This window comes from Leisingera sp. NJS204, assembly GCF_004123675.1.
In the GTDB taxonomy this organism is placed as follows: Bacteria; Pseudomonadota; Alphaproteobacteria; order Rhodobacterales; family Rhodobacteraceae; genus Leisingera.
This window is the reverse complement of record NZ_CP035417.1, coordinates 1,202,313-1,219,795: the sequence shown is the minus strand read 5'-3', so window position 1 is coordinate 1,219,795 and position 17,483 is coordinate 1,202,313. Positions and strand designations below refer to the sequence as shown.

Annotated in this window: 15 protein-coding genes and 5 pseudogenes; 9 read left to right on the top strand and 11 right to left on the bottom strand. The window is 61.5% G+C overall.

What is annotated here, in order from left to right; translation table 11 throughout:
* Positions 1 to 79 precede the first annotated feature (79 nt).
* The gene (locus ETW24_RS05950) at positions 80 to 1,102 is read left to right on the top strand and encodes a ribose-phosphate pyrophosphokinase (protein ID WP_129370182.1); all 1,023 of its coding nucleotides are present in this window, start codon (positions 80 to 82) and stop codon (positions 1,100 to 1,102) included.
* A gap of 56 nt (positions 1,103 to 1,158) precedes the next feature.
* On the opposite strand, the gene ETW24_RS05945 is transcribed toward ETW24_RS05950, so the two are convergent.
* Positions 1,159 to 2,355 (bottom strand): MFS transporter, encoded by a 1,197-nt coding sequence (locus ETW24_RS05945; RefSeq protein WP_129370181.1) that lies wholly within the window; start codon positions 2,353 to 2,355, stop codon positions 1,159 to 1,161.
* Positions 2,356 to 2,424: 69 nt separating this feature from the next.
* On the opposite strand from ETW24_RS05945, the gene ETW24_RS05940 reads away from it, so the two are divergent.
* Positions 2,425 to 2,826 carry a helix-turn-helix domain-containing protein gene (locus ETW24_RS05940; RefSeq protein ID WP_129370180.1) on the top strand — a complete coding sequence of 134 codons (402 nt, stop codon included), beginning with the start codon at positions 2,425 to 2,427 and terminating at the stop codon, positions 2,824 to 2,826.
* A gap of 9 nt (positions 2,827 to 2,835) precedes the next feature.
* Here ETW24_RS05940 and ETW24_RS05935 read toward each other — a convergent pair whose 3' ends face one another.
* Positions 2,836 to 3,186: an H-type lectin domain-containing protein gene (locus ETW24_RS05935; RefSeq protein ID WP_129370179.1), complete on the bottom strand. Its 351-nt coding sequence runs from the start codon at positions 3,184 to 3,186 to the stop codon at positions 2,836 to 2,838.
* A gap of 374 nt (positions 3,187 to 3,560) precedes the next feature.
* Between ETW24_RS05935 and nhaC the strand changes: the two genes are divergently transcribed.
* Both nhaC and ETW24_RS05925 read left to right on the top strand, forming a co-directional pair.
* Positions 3,561 to 4,991, top strand: coding sequence for a Na+/H+ antiporter NhaC (gene nhaC, locus ETW24_RS05930; protein ID WP_129372854.1), 1,431 nt, complete (start codon positions 3,561 to 3,563; stop codon positions 4,989 to 4,991).
* Between the two features lie 74 nt (positions 4,992 to 5,065).
* Positions 5,066 to 6,088 carry a GlxA family transcriptional regulator gene (locus tag ETW24_RS05925; protein ID WP_129370178.1) on the top strand — a complete coding sequence of 341 codons (1,023 nt, stop codon included), beginning with the start codon at positions 5,066 to 5,068 and terminating at the stop codon, positions 6,086 to 6,088.
* A gap of 13 nt (positions 6,089 to 6,101) precedes the next feature.
* Here ETW24_RS05925 and ETW24_RS05920 read toward each other — a convergent pair whose 3' ends face one another.
* Complete coding sequence (locus ETW24_RS05920) at positions 6,102 to 7,319, bottom strand: PAS domain-containing protein (protein WP_129370177.1); 1,218 nt, start codon at positions 7,317 to 7,319, stop codon at positions 6,102 to 6,104.
* Between the two features lie 144 nt (positions 7,320 to 7,463).
* Positions 7,464 to 9,083, bottom strand: coding sequence for a methyltransferase regulatory domain-containing protein (locus tag ETW24_RS05915; protein ID WP_129370176.1), 1,620 nt, complete (start codon positions 9,081 to 9,083; stop codon positions 7,464 to 7,466).
* A 365-nt stretch (positions 9,084 to 9,448) separates the two neighbouring features.
* Between ETW24_RS05915 and ETW24_RS05910 the strand changes: the two genes are divergently transcribed.
* The 4 genes and pseudogenes from ETW24_RS05910 to ETW24_RS25355 all read left to right on the top strand — a co-directional run.
* Positions 9,449 to 9,745: a transposase gene (locus ETW24_RS05910; RefSeq protein ID WP_129370175.1), complete on the top strand. Its 297-nt coding sequence runs from the start codon at positions 9,449 to 9,451 to the stop codon at positions 9,743 to 9,745.
* A gap of 158 nt (positions 9,746 to 9,903) precedes the next feature.
* Positions 9,904 to 10,224 carry an IS3 family transposase gene (locus ETW24_RS05905; RefSeq protein WP_254695681.1) on the top strand — a complete coding sequence of 107 codons (321 nt, stop codon included), beginning with the start codon at positions 9,904 to 9,906 and terminating at the stop codon, positions 10,222 to 10,224.
* A pseudogene (locus ETW24_RS25360) lies at positions 10,221 to 10,412 on the top strand (hypothetical protein); the annotation flags it as partial. The gene ETW24_RS05905 and the pseudogene ETW24_RS25360, both read left to right, overlap by 4 nt.
* A gap of 36 nt (positions 10,413 to 10,448) precedes the next feature.
* A pseudogene (locus ETW24_RS25355) lies at positions 10,449 to 10,736 on the top strand (IS3 family transposase); the annotation flags it as partial.
* A gap of 78 nt (positions 10,737 to 10,814) precedes the next feature.
* Here the strand turns inward: ETW24_RS25355 and ETW24_RS05895 are convergent.
* Positions 10,815 to 11,232 (bottom strand): annotated as a pseudogene (locus ETW24_RS05895) (transposase); the annotation flags it as partial.
* 297 nt (positions 11,233 to 11,529) lie between these two features.
* On the opposite strand from ETW24_RS05895, the pseudogene ETW24_RS05890 reads away from it, so the two are divergent.
* A pseudogene (locus ETW24_RS05890) lies at positions 11,530 to 12,712 on the top strand (IS3 family transposase).
* Between the two features lie 43 nt (positions 12,713 to 12,755).
* On the opposite strand, the gene ETW24_RS24740 reads toward ETW24_RS05890, so the two are convergent.
* The 6 genes and pseudogenes from ETW24_RS24740 to ETW24_RS05865 all read right to left on the bottom strand — a co-directional run bounded on the left by ETW24_RS24740 (position 12,756) and on the right by ETW24_RS05865 (position 17,476).
* A complete protein-coding gene (locus ETW24_RS24740) occupies positions 12,756 to 13,115 on the bottom strand; it encodes a tyrosine-type recombinase/integrase (RefSeq protein ID WP_302664665.1) in 360 nt (119 codons plus the stop codon).
* Positions 13,116 to 13,157: 42 nt separating this feature from the next.
* Complete coding sequence (locus ETW24_RS24735) at positions 13,158 to 13,331, bottom strand: hypothetical protein (protein WP_254695711.1); 174 nt, start codon at positions 13,329 to 13,331, stop codon at positions 13,158 to 13,160.
* A 536-nt stretch (positions 13,332 to 13,867) separates the two neighbouring features.
* Positions 13,868 to 14,154, bottom strand: a pseudogene (locus tag ETW24_RS25350) (transposase); the annotation flags it as partial.
* A gap of 525 nt (positions 14,155 to 14,679) precedes the next feature.
* Positions 14,680 to 15,093: a F0F1 ATP synthase subunit epsilon gene (locus ETW24_RS05875; protein WP_129370172.1), complete on the bottom strand. Its 414-nt coding sequence runs from the start codon at positions 15,091 to 15,093 to the stop codon at positions 14,680 to 14,682.
* A 55-nt stretch (positions 15,094 to 15,148) separates the two neighbouring features.
* Complete coding sequence (gene atpD, locus ETW24_RS05870) at positions 15,149 to 16,573, bottom strand: F0F1 ATP synthase subunit beta (RefSeq protein WP_129370171.1); 1,425 nt, start codon at positions 16,571 to 16,573, stop codon at positions 15,149 to 15,151.
* A 21-nt stretch (positions 16,574 to 16,594) separates the two neighbouring features.
* On the bottom strand, positions 16,595 to 17,476 hold the full coding sequence (locus tag ETW24_RS05865; protein ID WP_129370170.1) for a F0F1 ATP synthase subunit gamma: 882 nt from the start codon (positions 17,474 to 17,476) through the stop codon (positions 16,595 to 16,597).
* Between the last annotated feature and the right edge of the window lie 7 nt (positions 17,477 to 17,483).

The window sequence follows — 17,483 nt, the reverse complement described above, 5'->3', positions numbered from 1 at the left end:
GCGAGGGTAAGTGCATGATAAGCGGGGTTCAATATCACGAATCTGACACATTGCCATTGCTGCCTGGGGATATCAGCCAATGCCGACTTTGAACGAACCCAAGCTTATCGCTGGGAACGCCAACCTCCCTCTTGCCCAAGCCATCACCCGCCGGATGAGCATGCACCGCGGTGTCGACCAGGGGCTGGTGGACGCCCGCGTCGAGCGGTTCAATGACGGCGAGATTTTCGTCGAAGTCTATGAGAACGTCCGCGGCGAGGACATGTTCATCATTCAGCCGACCTCAAACCCGGCCAATGACAACCTGATGGAGCTGTTGATCATTTCTGATGCGCTGCGCCGGTCATCGGCCCAGCGGATTACTGCAGTGATCCCCTATTTCGGCTACGCCCGCCAGGACCGCCGCACCAAAGCACGCACGCCGATCTCGGCTAAGCTGGTGGCGAATATGCTGACCGGCGCCGGCATCGAGCGGGTTCTGACCATGGACCTGCACGCCGCGCAGATCCAGGGCTTCTTTGATATCCCGGTGGACAACCTTTATGCCTCGCCGATCTTTGCGCTGGATGTGAAGAACCAGTTCAAGGACAACATGGACGAGCTGATGGTGGTGTCTCCGGATGTGGGCGGTGTGGCCCGTGCACGGGAGCTTGCCAAGCGCATCAATGCACCGCTGTCGATCGTTGACAAGCGCCGCGAGAAGGCCGGTGAAGTGGCCGAAATGACCGTGATCGGCGATGTGAAAGACAAGATCTGCCTGATCATCGACGACATGTGCGACACCGCCGGCACGCTGTGCAAGGCAGCCCAGGTGCTGCTGGACAACGGCGCCAAGGAAGTCCACGCCTATATCACCCACGGCGTGATGAGCGGCCCGGCGGTGGAGCGCGTCACCAATTCGGTGATGAAGTCGCTGGTGCTGACTGACTCGATCCAGCCGACCGAGGCCGTCGCCGCCGCACCCAATATCCGCATCCTGCCGACCGCGCCGCTGTTCACCCAGGCGATCCTGAACATCTGGCACGGCACATCGGTTTCGTCGCTGTTCGAGGACAAGACCCTGGTGCCGATCTACGAGAGCCTGACCTCAAACGGCAGCTGAACCCGCTGTTTTCCGCAAGTTGCAAAGCCCCGCCACCCGGCGGGGCTTTTACCTTTTTACAGGGCGGCACGGCGGCGGCGCGCTGTGTGCAGAGCCGTCAGCAGCGCCATGCAAGCCATCAGCGCCAGACCTGCCGCGGCGGCGCCGAAGGCCCCGCCATAGCCCCATATGCTGATGGCAGGCGTGCTGGCAAAGGGCGACAGAAACTGGCCGCAGAACACCGATGCGGTCAGGATTGCACCCGCCGTACCGCGCCGCCCGGACGGGGCCAGCGCGAGCGTGATGGCGACAAAGCCGGGCGAGACTGCGGCATAGCCAATGCCAACCGCCATGGCGCCCGCAAGCGACACCGCCGCGCTGCCTTCCTGTGCCAGAACCGCAAAGCCAAGCGCCAGCGCGCCGTAGCCCAAGGCAAAAATGGCAGCATGCGGCAGCGCGCCTTTGAAGCGTGCATACAGCAGCGCAGTGATCCCGCCGCAAAGCGACAGCAGCCCCAGCCCCGCCCCGGTCATCAGCGCACTGTTGAGGCCCTGGGAAGCAAAGAAGAACGGCAGCTGGGTCGGCATCATGAAGAACAGCCCGTTGGTCAGCATCTGCAAGGCTGAGACTGCGATTACCAGCATCAGCCAGGCCGGGTGCCCTGCCCCCTCAGCTTGGGCTTGCCCCGTTTGGGGCCGGGCCGGTTCGGGCGCATGGCGCCAGGTAGCGTACAGGCACAGGACAGCCAGCCCGTAGATCAGAAACGGCAGCCGTGGTGACAGGGTGGCGGCCAGCCCGGCCATTCCGATAAAGACCAGCCCGCCGAAATTGCGCGCCGAAATTTGCAGCCCGGTCAGCGCCTGTCGCCGCGCGCCGGTGAAATAGTCGCCGATCAGGGCGGTTTGCGCGGTCATGATCAGCGCCACAGCGATGCCCAGACCAAAGCGGCTGACAAGCATCAGATGCAGATCCGGCAGGTAAAACCCGGCTGTGCCGCACAGCATGAACAGCCAGACCCCCGCCAGCAGCACGCCGCGCCGCCCGGCGCGGTCTGTCAGCCAGCCTGCCAGCGGCGCGGTCAGCATCACTCCCAGCGACGGCGCGGTGACCAGCAGCCGTACCAGAAAACCTCCATCGGGCACGCCTGAGAATTCCTGTTCCAGCCCGGCTAGCGCCGGGCTGATGGTTGCATTGGCCATCACTGTGAGACTGGCAGCCATCAACAGCGCGGTGGCCTTTGGCTCTTGCCAGAGGGGGTTTTTTTCCGTGTTCATCCGGGATTTTCCTTGTTCCAACTGTTCCGGACTGGCAGCCTGCCAATTCAAGTCAACTTGAGGTCAAGAATGAAACTTCTGGATATTGGCGACGTCGCCGACCGCTCGGGCGTCGCCGCCTCGGCCCTGCGGTATTACGAAGAAATCGGGCTGATCACCTCAGCCGGGCGCAAGGGGCTGCGGCGGCAGTTCGGGCGTGGGGTTTTGCTGCAGCTGTCGCTGATCACGCTGGGCAAGGCGGCCGGGTTTTCGCTGCAGGAGATTGCCGGCATGTTCGGCAAGGACGGCCAGCCGGATCTGCCGCGCAGCCAATTGCACGCCCGCGCCGATGCGCTGGAGGCGCAGATCCGGGAACTGACCACGCTGAAGGACGCGCTGCGGCATATGGCGGACTGCCCGGCGCCCAGCCATCTGGAATGCCCCAAATTTCAAAAGCTGCTGCGTGCCGGGACCTTGACTGCCAAGGTCTAGCTCCGCGGCTTAATCAACATCCCAGTCGTCGGCATGTGGCAGCTCGCCGATGGCCAGCCAGCCCGCACGCAGGCGGGCGGCGCGGCTGTCGGCCCAGGTGCGGAAGACGATCTCGAACCCTTCGCAGGTGATGTTTTCCGCCACCAGTTCGGCCCGGATCGCGGCAGAGGTATCCATATCCCAAAGCGACACCGACACTTGCACCGATGGCGGGCTGGCAAATGCCGCGCTGAAGCTGACCGCCTGGCGCCGCTCGCGCGGGCCGGAGCCGGTCCACATCTCACCGTTGTCCTCGAAATCCGAAAAGACTTCGATATCCCCCTGATCGACCCCTGTGCGGGGGTTGCGCAGTCTTTTCATTCCGGTTCCCAAGCGGTTAGTCAGCTTTGAGATTAAGCCATACAGCAGGATTATCCAGAAACCAGCCATAAAGACCCGGCGGCTGTTGCCTTTAGGCAAGGCAGCACTGGCTTGGCAAGCTGCCATTTCCAATGGCCTGGCAGGCGTGCGCGGCCTTCACAAGCAGGGAGAAATCCCTCAAACACCCAATCTTTCCCCGATCAGGGATATTTCCCCGATTGTCGCAAACGCTGTGCATTCCGGCGCGGCGGGTACGAGTCCCAGGGGCCGATTTCTGGTGTGTATCCGCATCCGCCTTTGACAGGCGATTTGACCCTAGGGAGGAAATACCCGTGTCACCAAATGATCCGAATATCGTAAAGCCTGGCCTGGCGATGGCGCTTTTGCCCATCGTTCTGACGCTGGCTGTTCTGGGCGTTCAGCTGTTTTACTTCGGGGATTTCACCCCGCATATTCCGCTGGCGATCGGCATCGCCATCACTGCGCTGGTGGGGCTGAAGCTGGGCCACAAGTGGGACAACATCGAGGAAGGCGTGTTTCACGTCATCAACATCTCGCTGCCGTCGGTGTCGATCCTGATAACTGTCGGCATGATTGTCGGCATCTGGATTGCCAGCGGCACCGTGCCGACGCTGATCTATTACGGGTTGAAAATCCTGTCGCCCGAGTTGTTCCTGGCCGCGGGCATGGTGTTGTGTTCCATCGTGTCGGTGTCGCTGGGCACCTCCTGGGGCACTGTGGGCACCGTCGGCCTGGCGCTGATGGGGATCGGCGCGGGCTTTGGCATTCCGATGTACTGGACCGCAGGCGCCGTGGTTTCCGGCGCGTTCTTCGGCGACAAGATCTCGCCCCTGTCAGACACCACCAACCTGGCCCCTGCGGTAACCGGCACCAACCTGTTCGACCACATCCGCAACATGCTGCCGACCACGGTGCCGTCGATGCTGATCGCGCTGGTGATCTATCTGGTTGTCGGCTTCACCCTGATCGATACCTCGCAAGTGTCGTTTGAGCGGATTGACGCGATCACCAAGGCGCTGGATGGCGCGTTCTGGATTTCGCCGCTGATGCTGCTGCCCGCGTTGCTGGTCATTGCGCTGGCGGTAAAGAAACAGCCGCCGATCCCGTCGCTGTTTGCCGGTGCTGTCGTCGGCGGCATCATGGCGATGCTGTGCCAGGGTGCGGGCCTGCATGAGACCTTCACCTTTGCCAACAGCGGCTATGCGATTGAAACCGGCGTGCCGGAGATTGACCCGCTGCTGAACCGCGGTGGCATTCAGTCGATGATGTGGACGATTTCGCTGGTGCTGCTGGCACTGGGGTTCGGCGGCGCACTGGAACGGACCGGGTGTTTGCAGGCAATCATCGAGGTGATCATTGCGCGGGTGAAGAGCTTTGCCGGCATCCAGACCTCGGCGATCCTGACCTCGATTGCGACCAATACCGTGGCCGGCGACCCCTATCTGTCCATCGCCCTGCCCGGCCGGATGTATGCGCCTGTGTATCGCGGCATGAAGTATTCGCCGCTGAACCTGTCGCGCGCGATTGAGGAAGGCGGCACGCTGGTCTCGCCGTTGATCCCCTGGAATGCGGGCGGTGCCTTTGTGATCTCGGCGCTGGCGCTGGGAATATCGGATGGCAATTTCGAGAACCTGCTGTACATCCCGCTGGCCTTTGCCTGCTGGCTGTCGCCGCTCATTGGCATCTTCTATGCGATGACCGGGCTGTTCTCGCCCAAGGCCAGCGAAGACGAAATCGCCGCCTGGGAAGACAGCGGCGAGCCGGTGGCCAAGCTGACAGCCTGAGAAAACAGCGCGCCGCGGGCGAAGGCTTGCGGCGCGCATTTTGCAGTAAACATCCCATCTGTTAGGGTAAGATCATGAATCTCCGCAGCTTTGTCCCGAAGGGTGCGGCCAGTTTCCGGGTTGATTACGACGGGCCGCCCAAAGACATCTATTTTGTGCTTCTGCCGAAGCTGACCATGCTGGCCTTCAGCGCGGCGGTGGAACCCTTGCGGGTTGCCAATCAGGTCACCGGCAAGGAGCTGTACCGCTGGTTCCTGATGAGCGAGGACGGCGCGCCGGTGCCGTGCTCGAACGGGATCGAAATCAATACCGACCTGCCGCTGGAGGATCTGCCCCGCGGCAGCTTTGCCTTTGTCTGTTCCGGCATTGAACCCTCGGACAGCGCCAGTCCCCGCACCCTCGCCTGGATCCGGCGCCAGAATGCCCATGGCGGCCGGTTCGGCGGCATCTGCACAGGTGCCTTTGCGCTGGCCCAGACCGGCATTCTGCAGGGTCAGCGCTTTACCCTGCATTGGGAAAACCAGCCCTCGTTTTCCGAGTATTTCCCGGGGCTGGAGCCCAGTGCCAACCTATATGAGATCGACAACGGGCTGATGACCTGCGGCGGCGGCAATGCGGCCACCGACATGATGCTGGAGATGATCGAGACCGACCATGGCAAGGACCTGGCGGTCATCGTGTCCGACATGTGCATCCACTTCCGCTCCAACAACCGCGAAGCGCTGCAGAAATCGGCCTATTCCGTTGCGCTGAGCAGCCGCAATCAGCATCTGATCAACGCCATGCAGTTCATGCATGACACCATCGAGGAGCCGGTGGAAATCGGCGTGCTGGCAGACCGTGCGCAGATCTCGCGGCGCCAGCTGGAACGGCTGTTCCAGCGCTATGTCGGCACCTCGCCGGTGCAGTTCTACATTGAACTGCGGGTGGGCCGGGCGCTGGCCCTGCTGAACGAGACCAACATGACGGTGGCAGAGATTTCCGCCGCCACCGGTTTCAGCAGTGCCACGCAGCTGTCGATCCGCTTCAAGAAACGCTATGGCCAGTCGCCTGCGTCTTTCCGCAAAAGCTGGACGGAGACGGCGGCAAAGGAATAGGCCGGAACACGGGTTACTTCCCTTCGGATGCAAGTGCTTTGCTGAGTTCCGTGATCTTTTCCAGACGGACGGAAATCCGGTCCTGGAACTGGCCCAGCTCATCAATGATCGAATTCAGCGATTCCCCGGTACTCCCCAGCCGGGCGCATTCGATCTTGCACAGCACCCGGGTAGTGGTCAGCGCCATGAAGTGGCGGTGCAGGGTCAGGCAGGCCTTGAGAATGCGGCCGGCCTCGAACCGGACGTCCTGCAGGCTGGCCCTGGCCTTGGTGAACTGATCCTCGGTCAACTGCGTCAGGATCGCCTGTTCGCGATTAATATCAATGGCCGCGGCGCCGTCTTCCTGATTAAGCTGATGGCCGCATTCAGTGAGGATGCGGGCCAGCCCTTCGACAAAAATGGCTGCTGTCACGGTGCCCTTGATGGCGCGGAAATTGCTGTTCTTGCCCCAGACATGGGCCTCGAACCAATTGGACATATCGCGCGACATGGCGTTGTAGTTTTCGGACAGAACGGTGACCGGCCCGCCTGCCGGTTCGATCCGCGAGGCGATGACGCGCAGGTTATGCGGGATGGTGCGCATGGATTCGAATTCCTGCACCAGCGCCTCGGTCTCCTGCACCAGATCCCCGGCTGCGGAATGCATCGCCCGGCGTTCCGCCAGACGGGCATCCGCGGGGCGTTTCATGCCTGCATCACGTGCCATCAGCTCTTCTGCCAGGGCGTGGCCGGCAAAATCGTTGTAGGTGGCAAAGCCAAGCCCTTGCAGACGCGTCAGCAGCAGCGCAGCGCTGGCTTCTGGGTCTAGCCCTTCGTCGCGTTCGGCCTGGCGCAGCAGGGCGTATTCCTGCTCGACCGTCTTGCGCAGCGGGCTGGTCGGTTTGATCCGCGCCGAAAGATAACCGCCGTCGCAGGGCGTGACGACTGCAAAAACCCAGTAGTAGCTGCCATCGCTGGCCCGGTTCTTGACATAGGCGCCAACAGTGCCGCCGCCCTTGATCGTGTCCCACAGCAGCTGGAACACCGCGCGCGGCATGTCAGGGTGGCGGATCACCTTGTGCGGTGCCCCCAGCAGGTCTTCCATCGCGTATTTGGCGACACGGCTGAACACAGCATTGCCGGCCTGGATCACACCGCGGGAGTCGGTGCGGGAAAAGAACACTTCGTCCAGGGCAAAGGGAGCTTCTCTGCCCCTGGATGGAGCGGTCAGCGTGCGGTCTTCAAAGGACACGTGTGAGTTCCTGTCAGTGAGGGTAAGGGGCCGCTTTCTGTTTAAGCGGCACAGCTTTTCAAATTGCTAATGCGGCGGCACATGAGAGCGGTTTTCCAAGCTGCCGGCACGGCCCGGCCGCCCGCCCCGCCGAATGCGGCGGGATCACGCCGCAGTACCCTGTGCCAAGGCCCCTGTCTGGTCCTTCCCGGAGCCCGTCCCGGTGTCCTGCCCGGCGTCCTCCAGCGTCACGCCCAGGCTTTCGAACAGCGGCAGGCGGCGGGCCGCGAAATTGCCTGCCTTGGCTCCCAGAAGGGCGAGGTTCTCCTCCTCGGTTTCCAGCACCCGGCCCTCGTGCTGCAGCCGCTGCCCCTGCGGCGCCAGGATGCGCCAGGCAAGGGCTGCCCAGCCGGCGGGTGTCTCATGGCCTTCGCTGCGGGCCAGCAGGAACAGCTGTTCGAACCGGTCCGCCTCCACCCCGCCGCCGGTGACAGGCGAGGCCAGGAAGCGCAGGGTATCGCTGTCCTCGGCCCGTTTGCAGACCGCCAGATTGAAGGCACGGCAAGCAGCAGCCCGTTGTGCCAGCCCCTCCTGCGGCAGACAGGGGGTGATGCAGCCGGTGCCGGCAAGTGTCGTCAGCATCCGGGCGATGCTGCCCCAGTCCATGGCGCCGAACACCCCGTGATCCAGCAGGCTGCGCACTGTTGATGGCCCCTCGGCCAGAGCTTTCAGCACAGGCGCGTACTGCTCCTGCTCCAGAGGCACCTCCCTGCCCCGGTGGTGGAATTTCAAGGTCCCGCCGCTATAGGGACGGTTCAGAGCAAAAGGGGTCGCAAACCAGGCGCCGATTTCGCCACGCGGGGTATGGGACAGCTTGCCCTTCACAAAAATATCGGTGCGGAAATGCTCGTTCAGCAGGACATCGCGAAGGCCTTCGCGGCGGCCGGGGTCCCCCTCGCTGTTCAGCAGGGCCTGCTGCTGCGGCGTGAAGCGGATGCAGTCCAGATTGTCCAGCGGATGCACGGAGCCTGCAAAATCCAGCTTGGCTCCGGCCAGTTCGCCCGCCAGATCCTCGAAATAGAACGGGGTCCAGTCCTTGTTGAAATACTCATGCGCTAGATAGTTGGCCGGCATCGATTTCATATGATCCAGACGTTTGGCCGCTGCCGGGTTCTTGCCGAAATACGCCGCACCCGCTGCATCCAGCTGATGCGCAAAGGCCATTGCATCGCCGATCCGGCCTGCCAGCGGCCCGCTGCCCTGCTCTGCCCGGCCGGCAAGAAGGCGGCGCAGCGGCATGGCCGCAGCCCAGCCGGGCTGGGCATTATAGCTGACATAGACCAGGCCGCCCGGCCGCAGCCGCTGCGAAATGAACCGGGTGATATGCTGGCGGTTCTCCGCGGAGACCCAGCTGAAGACACCGTGCAGGGCGATGATGTCAAAAACCTCCGGCAGGCCCGGCGCGGTGTCGAAATCCTCAAAGGAGCGTTCGTGGAAATGCATGTTGTCCAGAACCGCTTCCTGAACCAGCTCCCTGGCGCCAGCGATATGCGACGGGCTGAAGTCCATCGCGTGGAATTCGATATGCGGGTTGGCCGCCGCCAGCAGATTGGCGGAAAATCCCTGGCCGCAGCCGAGTTCGCAATAGGTGATGCCGTCGCCGTCCAGAGCGTGCCGGTGGCCCTGGCTCATCGCGCCAAAGCCCAGCAAGGCGGGCGTCAGCTGGCTGTGGAAATCATGGGTATAGTCGATGCCGGCCACATAGCCGGAGGTCCAATCGGTCACGGGGAATCCTGCTGGTTAGGAAAATGTCATACAGGGCAATTTCGGGGAATTTGATGAGAATTGAGTTAATGGGACGCAGATCCGGGGTAACTCACGGGAAGGTGAAAGCCTGCTCTGCTCAAAGAGTGCCCCGGCAGCGCGGCCCGTGTTGAGGCCCACAGTGTTCACCGCGGTTTGGGTAAAGGCCGCTTCTTTTATTGGGTGTTTGTGTCAAGTATTGGACGATTAGATCATGCCGTGCCCTCCACCGGTTCCCGACGGAATTCAGCGCAGTCTGTCCACATGCGGTGCAGCAAGACGGTGTGAACTTCGTCCCTGTTCCCAGACATTAGGGTAAATTACCCTGTCCATGAAAAGAGCCTTAAGTGGGACAATCGAGACGAACGTTCACAGATGAATTCAAAGCCGCAGCTGTTGGCCGGCTTTATAAGCCTGGTGCCACACAATGTGGCGTGGCCAGGGAACTGGGTGTGACGAGTTCCCAGCTGAAGACCTGGCACTCGGAGGCCGAAGCGGCAGGATCAATGGCGGCGCTGCGCAGGCAGCAGGCGGATGCAGCGGAACTGGATCGTCTGCGGAAGGAAAACAAACGTTTGAAGCTGGAAAATGGGATCCTCCACAAGGCTTCCGCTTTTTTCGCCTCAAGGACAGCGAAGACATGAACGCGAAACATGCATTTGTCGCTGCCCGCAAGACTGTTTAGCCGATCGCTCAGCTCTGTCGCATTGCTGGCGTTACGCGCAGCTGGTTTTACGGCTTTGTCCAGCCGCAACCTGCCCGGGATCAGCGGCAAAAGCTGCGGGACACCCGGGACGCCGCGTTGCTGCCAAAGATCAAAGCGGCGTTTACTCAAAGCAAAAAACGATATGGGGCAAAGCGGGGCCACCAGGATCTGAAAGCCGATGGCGAGGACGTTTCGGAGCGGCGCGTGGCCAGAATAATGCGTGAAAACAATGTCTCACCGTGCCTGTACAAGCGTCGAAAGCGGCGCACCACAGACAGCAATCACAGCCTCAAACCCTCACCAAATCTGTTGGAGCAACAGTTCGATTGCACCGTTCCGAACCGTGTTCGGCTCGCTGACATCACTTATGCCGACACCGCTGAAGGCTGGCTCTACGTGGCTGCCATCAAGGAATGAGACCTTGTTCGCCATTGGTTCGAGAACAATGGTCGAATGCCACGCGTGAAATCGTGGGCTGGGCCATGGACGATCATCTGCGATCGGAACTGTGCTGTGATGCCTTGAACATGGCCCTTGGGCGCCGTGGCCCGGTACCAGGGCTCATCCGCCATGGCGACCGCGGCGTGCAATATGCAGGCGGAGAATACCGCAAGTTGCTTAGGGCGGCACGCATCACGCAATCCATGAGCCGCACCGGAGAATGCCTGGAGTTCAAGCTGGTCCGCGCCAGCGGATCAAATGGTCTGGGGGACCATTTGAAGGCGCAGAACGCACCGATGGAGAGTTTCTTTGCGTCCCTGAAAAAGGAACTGGTCCACCGGGAGCGCTTCAAAACGCGTGCCCAGGCAAAGGCTGCGATCTTCGAATACATAGAGGTCTTCTACAATCGCCAACGGCGTCATTCCGCCATCGGCTGCCAAACACCCGCGCAAGCATACGAAACCATGACTTGGAGAATTGCCGCATAGGATCAATAATCAAACTGTCCGGAAATTGGGTCACGTCCGTCAAGCTGGTGTAATTTCCCGGATGGCCAGAGGTCATGATCAGGCGGCTTGTATTGAAAGGCTGAGAATGGGGTCTGTCTCCTCTGCGCCGGTTTCGGCGAAGGCCTCAACCATCATGTAGCGGCTGGCGATCTGCCATTCGCCGTTCTGTTCGAACAGCACGGCGCTGATCAGGCAGGTGATGGAGGCCTCATTCGGGAAAATACCGGCGGCATCGGCCCGGCGCTTCACCTCCTTGTTCAAGCGCTCGATCGGATTGGTACTGTGCAACTTCGTTCTGTGCTGGCGCGGGAACGCCATGTTGGCCAGCACGATGGCCGCCCTTAGGCCGCTGTGCGCGTCGCTGAACACCAGCTTGATGCCGTTCCAGCCCCCGGGCTTTCAAGCCGCGAAAAAAGCCCGTCCAGAAAGTCCCGGCTTCTGACGGACCAAGCCCCGGACCAATGAGTTCGCGACGGCACGCAGAAAGCCGCCGCCATCTTGCTTTGCGAGAAGCTCGGAAAGGCCCATGATGGTCTTGGTCATCGGGGTCTCCGTGCGGGTCGTGGCTGAAGCGTCGAAACTCCACCTCGACCATACACCTTGATGGCCACCCATGATCACACCGTTGAAGGCGCGGGAATTACACCACGGGCTCGGACACTAACAGAAATCGGGACGAACTCCAGCGGGCTACGGGCGCAATAGGGGGACACCACGACAGTGGACCTGTCGCGGTTTGATGCCGCCCCTTTGATAGCCTTTACTGCGCCAAATGAGACGAACTGCGGGAACGAAACGGACGGACGAATTCCGAGCTGATGCGGTGCGCATAGCGCTGACCAGCGGACTTACACGCAAGCAGGTTGCTGATGATCTTGGTGTTGGCCTGTCAACGCTTAACAAATGGATCATGGCACACCGAGACACTGACGTAGTGTCGAACGAGGATTTGAGCCTGGCCCAAGAGAATGAACGGCTTCGACGTGAGAACCGCGTTCTCAAGGAGGAGAGGGAGATCCTAAAAAAGGCAACGCAGTTCTTCGCGGGCCAAAGGCCATGAGGTTCAGGTTCATCGAGGAACGCCGCGACAGCTTTCCCACCCACCGGCTGTGTGATGTCATGGATGTTAGTCCGCGCGGTTTACGGGCCTTCCGCAGCCGTCCGGCCAGCTGCAGAAAGCGCAGTGATCTGGTGACGCTGGCGCATATCAAGGAACAGTCGCGCCTCAGCTTGGGCAGCTATGGCAGGCCACGGATGACGGAGGAGCTGAAAGAGATCGGTCTGGATATCGGGCACCGTCGTGCGGGCCGCCTAATGCGCCAGAACGGCATATCTGTTGTCAGAACGCGCAAACACAAGGTGACGACCATTGCCCGGCAGGCGATTGCGAAGCAATCAGCCGAGTGGGGGACAGTGACCATAAATTCAATATCGCGCCCAACCTGCTGGATCGGGACTTCACGGCTGATCAGCCGAACCAGAAATGGGCCGGCGACATCAGCTATATCCGGACCCGTGAAGGCTGGCTGTATCTCGCAGTGATCCTGGACCTGCATTCCAGGCGGGTCATCGGCTGGGCGGTGAGCAATCGAATGAAACGGGATCTGGCGATCCGGGCGCTGACGATAGCCATCGCATTCCGGTCACCGCCAAAAGGCTGCATTCACCACACGGATCGTGGATCGCAATACTGTTCTCAGGACTATCAGAAGATCCTACGCCAAAACGGGTTCAAGGTATCGATGAGCGGCAAAGGAAACTGCTACGATAATGCGGCCGTCGAGACGTTCTTCAAAACCATCAAGGCAGAATTGATCTGGCGAAGGTCATGGGAAACCCGCAGGCAAGCCGAGATGGCGATCTTTGAATACATCAACGGCTTCTACAATCCGCGACGCCGACACACAGCACTGGGCTGGAAAAGCCCGGTCGCATTCGAACGAAAGGTGGCTTAACCGAGCACCTGGGGCGGCACAAAACCGCGACAGGTCCAGCCGGTCATTGGATCACGCCCATGCCGGCCCCGCTTTCCAGCAGATGGGTGGCAAAGCTATGCCGCAGTGTATGGGGCGAGATCTTTTTGCCGCTCCCGGCAAAATCGCATGCCACCCCAAGAGCCTGGTTGAACTGACGCGTCGAGATCGGAACGATCCGGTTGCGGCCTGGGAACATCCACCCTCTTGGCTGTGCCTCACGGTAGTAGTTGCGGCCTAGGTCGAGCATGCCCGGCGACAGCATCACATGGCGGTCCTTACGACCCTTCCCTTGCTCGATCCGGATCAGCATGCGGCCGCTGTCAATGTCACCGACCTTCAAATGCGTGACCTCGCTGGCGCGCAACCCGCCTCGATAGGCCACGCTGAACGCGGCCCGGTATCTCAACCCGGGACCAGGTGCCGCTTAAAGGATGCGTGTGACGACTTCGGCGCTCAGCACGACCGGGATCTTCTTCGCCGCCCGCTGATAGCGCATGTGCCGCTTCGTCTCCGGGCGCGGGCAGGCAGTCGCGAAGAAAAAGCTCATAACCGCCAACCGGCTGTTGAAGGTCGGCGCGCCGGCGCCGCGCTCCTTCATATTCAGCTGGCGTTGCGCTATCAGGCGCGCGCCCCGGAAACCGCGTGAAGACACGCATCGCACGCAGATACATCGTCTGTGTTTTGGGCTGAAGCCCCTTGATCTGCATGTCTTCGGCAAACCGCTGGCGGAGTTTTGGAATATATTGGTCTGACAACGAAACCTCCTGTCTGACAATTGAGAAGGTCCCAATCGTCAGACCGGCACGCCTATTCGCCAAGTCCACAGTACAAATCAGCGCGATCCAACCGCCACAAGCGCCAATCCCGCGTGAACGGTTTCGTCGGTGTCTAAGGTTTGTGGCTGCTGTCAGCGTGAGCGGCAGCGGCGATAAATCTGACAACGAGGAAGGCGCGGGCGGATTCCGGTGCTATGGGGATTGCGGTTCAGGGCTTGGAAAGCCGATGGGCTGGGCTGCGAAGCCTGCGAAGCCGATCAGTGCAAGCAGGCTGGTACTTCCGGTCCGATACCGCCGGTCAGCCCTTTTCTCCGGCGCCTTGGGCCTGTTGCAGCGCGGGATTTGGGCGTTGGGAGTTGGCGGCCCGGCGGGTGCAGCGGCTGAGGCAGGCCGGCACGGCTTCGGGGCCGCCGAAGGGTGGTTTGACGGACACGGCCCAGCCGGCTTTGCGCAGTGGCCCGGGATGGCCACCGAAGGTATCCAGGCCTGCCTGCTCTGACAGATTGCCGAAGAACGTCGATTTCCCGCCTTGTGCAGCCTGGCCAGCCCTTCGAGGAACAAACGCCGGAACAGACGCGGCTGAACCTTCACCGGCAGCAAAAAACCGGGACGAAAAGCGATCCAGCGGGTGCCATCCGCCGGCAAGTCGCAGGCGAGCCTTCGACACGACGTGCGGGGCGAGACCTTTTTCTTGATCCCGGCAAAGTCGCAAGCCGCCCCGAAGGCCCGGTTGAATTTCTGCGTCGGGATCGCATCGACCCGGAAGCAACCATCCGGCCGGGCGCGCTTTGCAGTAATTGCCGCGCAGCAGATCCAGCAAGCCCGGCGCCAACATCACGTGGCTGTCCTTTCGGCCTTTGCCACGGCGCGCCAGGATCAGCATGCGGTCATCGCCTTGCCGGAGACGCGCTTCCGGCGTCGTGCCCGAGACGCGCATCCGGCACGATTTCACCGGCCTTCAGATGCGTGAACTCGCTTGCCCTGAGCCCGCCGCCATAGGCAACACTGAACCCCGCCCGGTATCTCAGCCCTGGACCAGATGCCGCTTCGAGAGTGCGCGCGGCCTCCTCAACGCTCAGCACCGCCAAGCGATTATCCAAACAGCATTTCCCCAAAAAAACCGGCCCCCAATAGGAGCCGGTTTCTAAATCGTCCAATCCGCGGGTTGGATCAGAGGGACATATGGGTGCCCAGGGCTTCCATGTCGGCGAGCAGCTTGGCTGCGTCCTCGACCAGCCCGTGCGGCTGGTCTTCCTCTTTTGCGGTCTTGTACATCTCGCGGGCGTCTTCAATCAGCGCGGCCATCTGATCGCGGGTCATTTCCGCCATCGGAATCGCGCGCTCGGCCAGAACCGACAGGCTGTCGCCGCCGATTTCCGCAAAGCCGCCGGTCACCACATACTCCGAATTGCCTTCCGGGCTTTCGACCTTCAGCACGCCGGGGCGCAGGGTGGTGATGGTGGGCGCATGGGCCGGCATTGCCGTCATGTCGCCTTCCGCACCGGGGATCTGGACCGCGCTGGCCTGCAGCGAAGCAAGGCTCCGCTCGGGGCTCACGAGGTCGAATTGCATCGTTTGTGCCATTGGGGCCTCCTTTCAGGGTTCCCCTGCACGGGCTGCGCGCAGGGGAGTTCCAGTCTTAGGCGGCTTCCGCAGCCATCTTCTCGGCTTTGGCGATCACTTCGTCGATGCCGCCAACCATGTAGAAGGCGCCTTCGGGCAGGTGGTCGTATTCGCCGGCCACAACAGCCTTGAACGACGAGATGGTGTCTTCCAGCTGAACCTGAACGCCGTCAGAGCCGGTGAAGACTTTTGCCACGTCGAACGGCTGCGAGAGGAAACGCTGGATCTTACGCGCACGCGCAACGGTCAGCTTGTCCTCTTCCGACAGTTCGTCCATGCCGAGGATCGCGATGATGTCCTGCAGCGACTTGTAGCGCTGGAGGATCTGCTGAACGTCGGACGCCACTTTGTAGTGCTCTTCGCCAACGATCTGCGGGTCCATCAGGCGCGACGAGGAGTCGAGCGGGTCCACAGCGGGGTAGATGCCGAGCTCGGAGATCGCACGGTTGAGAACGGTGGTCGCGTCCAGGTGGGCAAAGGTGGTTGCCGGTGCCGGGTCGGTAAGGTCATCCGCAGGCACGTAGACCGCCTGGATCGAGGTGATCGAGCCGTTCTTGGTGGAGGTAATGCGTTCCTGCATCGCACCCATGTCGGTTGCCAGTGTCGGCTGGTAGCCCACAGCGGACGGGATACGGCCCAACAGTGCGGACACTTCCGAACCCGCCTGAGTGAAGCGGAAGATGTTGTCCACGAAGAACAGAACGTCGGTGCCGGACTGGTCGCGGAACTGTTCGGCCAGGGTCAGGCCGGTCAGCGCAACACGGGCACGGGCTCCCGGAGGTTCGTTCATCTGACCGTAGACCAGAGCAACCTGCGATTCTTCCAGGTTGTCCGGCTTGATCACATTGGATTCGATCATTTCCCAGTACAGGTCGTTGCCTTCACGGGTCCGCTCGCCAACACCGGCGAACACGGAATAGCCCGAGTGCACTTTGGCGATGTTGTTGATCAGTTCCATGATCAGAACGGTCTTGCCCACGCCGGCGCCGCCGAACAGGCCGATCTTGCCGCCTTTGGAGTAAGGCGCCAGCAGGTCGATGACCTTGATGCCGGTTACCAGAACTTCCGACTCGGTCGACTGTTCGTTGAACTCGGGTGCGGGCTGGTGGATCGCGCGGGTCTCGGTTGCGTTCACCGGGCCCTTTTCGTCCACGGGCTCGCCCACAACGTTCAGGATGCGGCCCAGGGTGGCGTTGCCGACCGGGATCGAGATCGGTGCGCCGGTGTCGGTTACTTCGCGACCGCGGACCAGACCTTCGGTCGCGTCCATTGCGATGCAGCGGACGGTGTTTTCGCCGAGGTGCTGGGATACTTCCAGAACCAGGGTCTTACCGTCGTTTTCAGTGTTCAGGGCGTTCAGAATTGCGGGCAGGTGGTCGTCAAACTGGACGTCCACAACGGCGCCGATGATCTGGGTCACCTTACCTTTTGCTTGTGCCATTTGTTGGTCTCCGGTTGTCTCTTAGAGCGCCTCAGCGCCCGAAATGATTTCAATCAGCTCGTTGGTGATCACGGCCTGGCGCGAGCGGTTGTACTGGATCGTCAGCTTGTCGATCATGTCGCCCGCGTTGCGGGTGGCGTTGTCCATCGCGCTCATCCGGGCACCCTGTTCGGATGCACCGTTTTCCAGCAGTGCCGAGAAGATCTGCGTAGCCACGCCGCGCGGCAGCAGGTCCGCAAGGATCTGCTCTTCGCCGGGCTCGTAGTCATAAACCGCAGATGCGCCATCGGCGTCGCCTTCGCCGCCCTCGTAAGAGGCCGGGATGATCTGCTGGGCGGTCGGGATCTGGGTCACAACGTTGACGAACTCCGCAAAGTAGATCGTGGCAACGTCGAATTCGCCAGCATCGAACCGGGTCAGGATGTCCTTGGCGACGCCCTGCGCATTGGCATAGCCGATGCGCTTGACTTCGCTGAGGTCCACATGGCCGACGAAGTCACCGCCCAGGTCGCGTTTCAGGGCGTCACGGCCCTTTTTGCCGACGGTCAGTACTTTGACCGTCTTGCCCGCAGCCTTCAGCTCGGCCGCTTTTTGGCGGGCAAGCTTGGCGATGTTCGAGTTGAAGCCGCCGCACAGGCCGCGCTCGGCGGTCATGACGACAAGCAGATGGGTCTGGTCGCTGCCGGTGCCGCGAAGCAGCTTGGGAGCTGACTCGCTGCCGCCGACCGAGGCCGCCAGCCCTGCCATCACGGCATTGAACCGCTTGGTATAGGGACGGGAGTCCTCGGCAGCTTCCTGGGCGCGGCGAAGTTTCGCCGCGGCCACCATCTGCATGGCTTTTGTGATCTTGCGGGTCGATTTGACCGACGCGATCCTGGTTTTAAGGTCCTTAAGGTTCGGCATAGCCTTA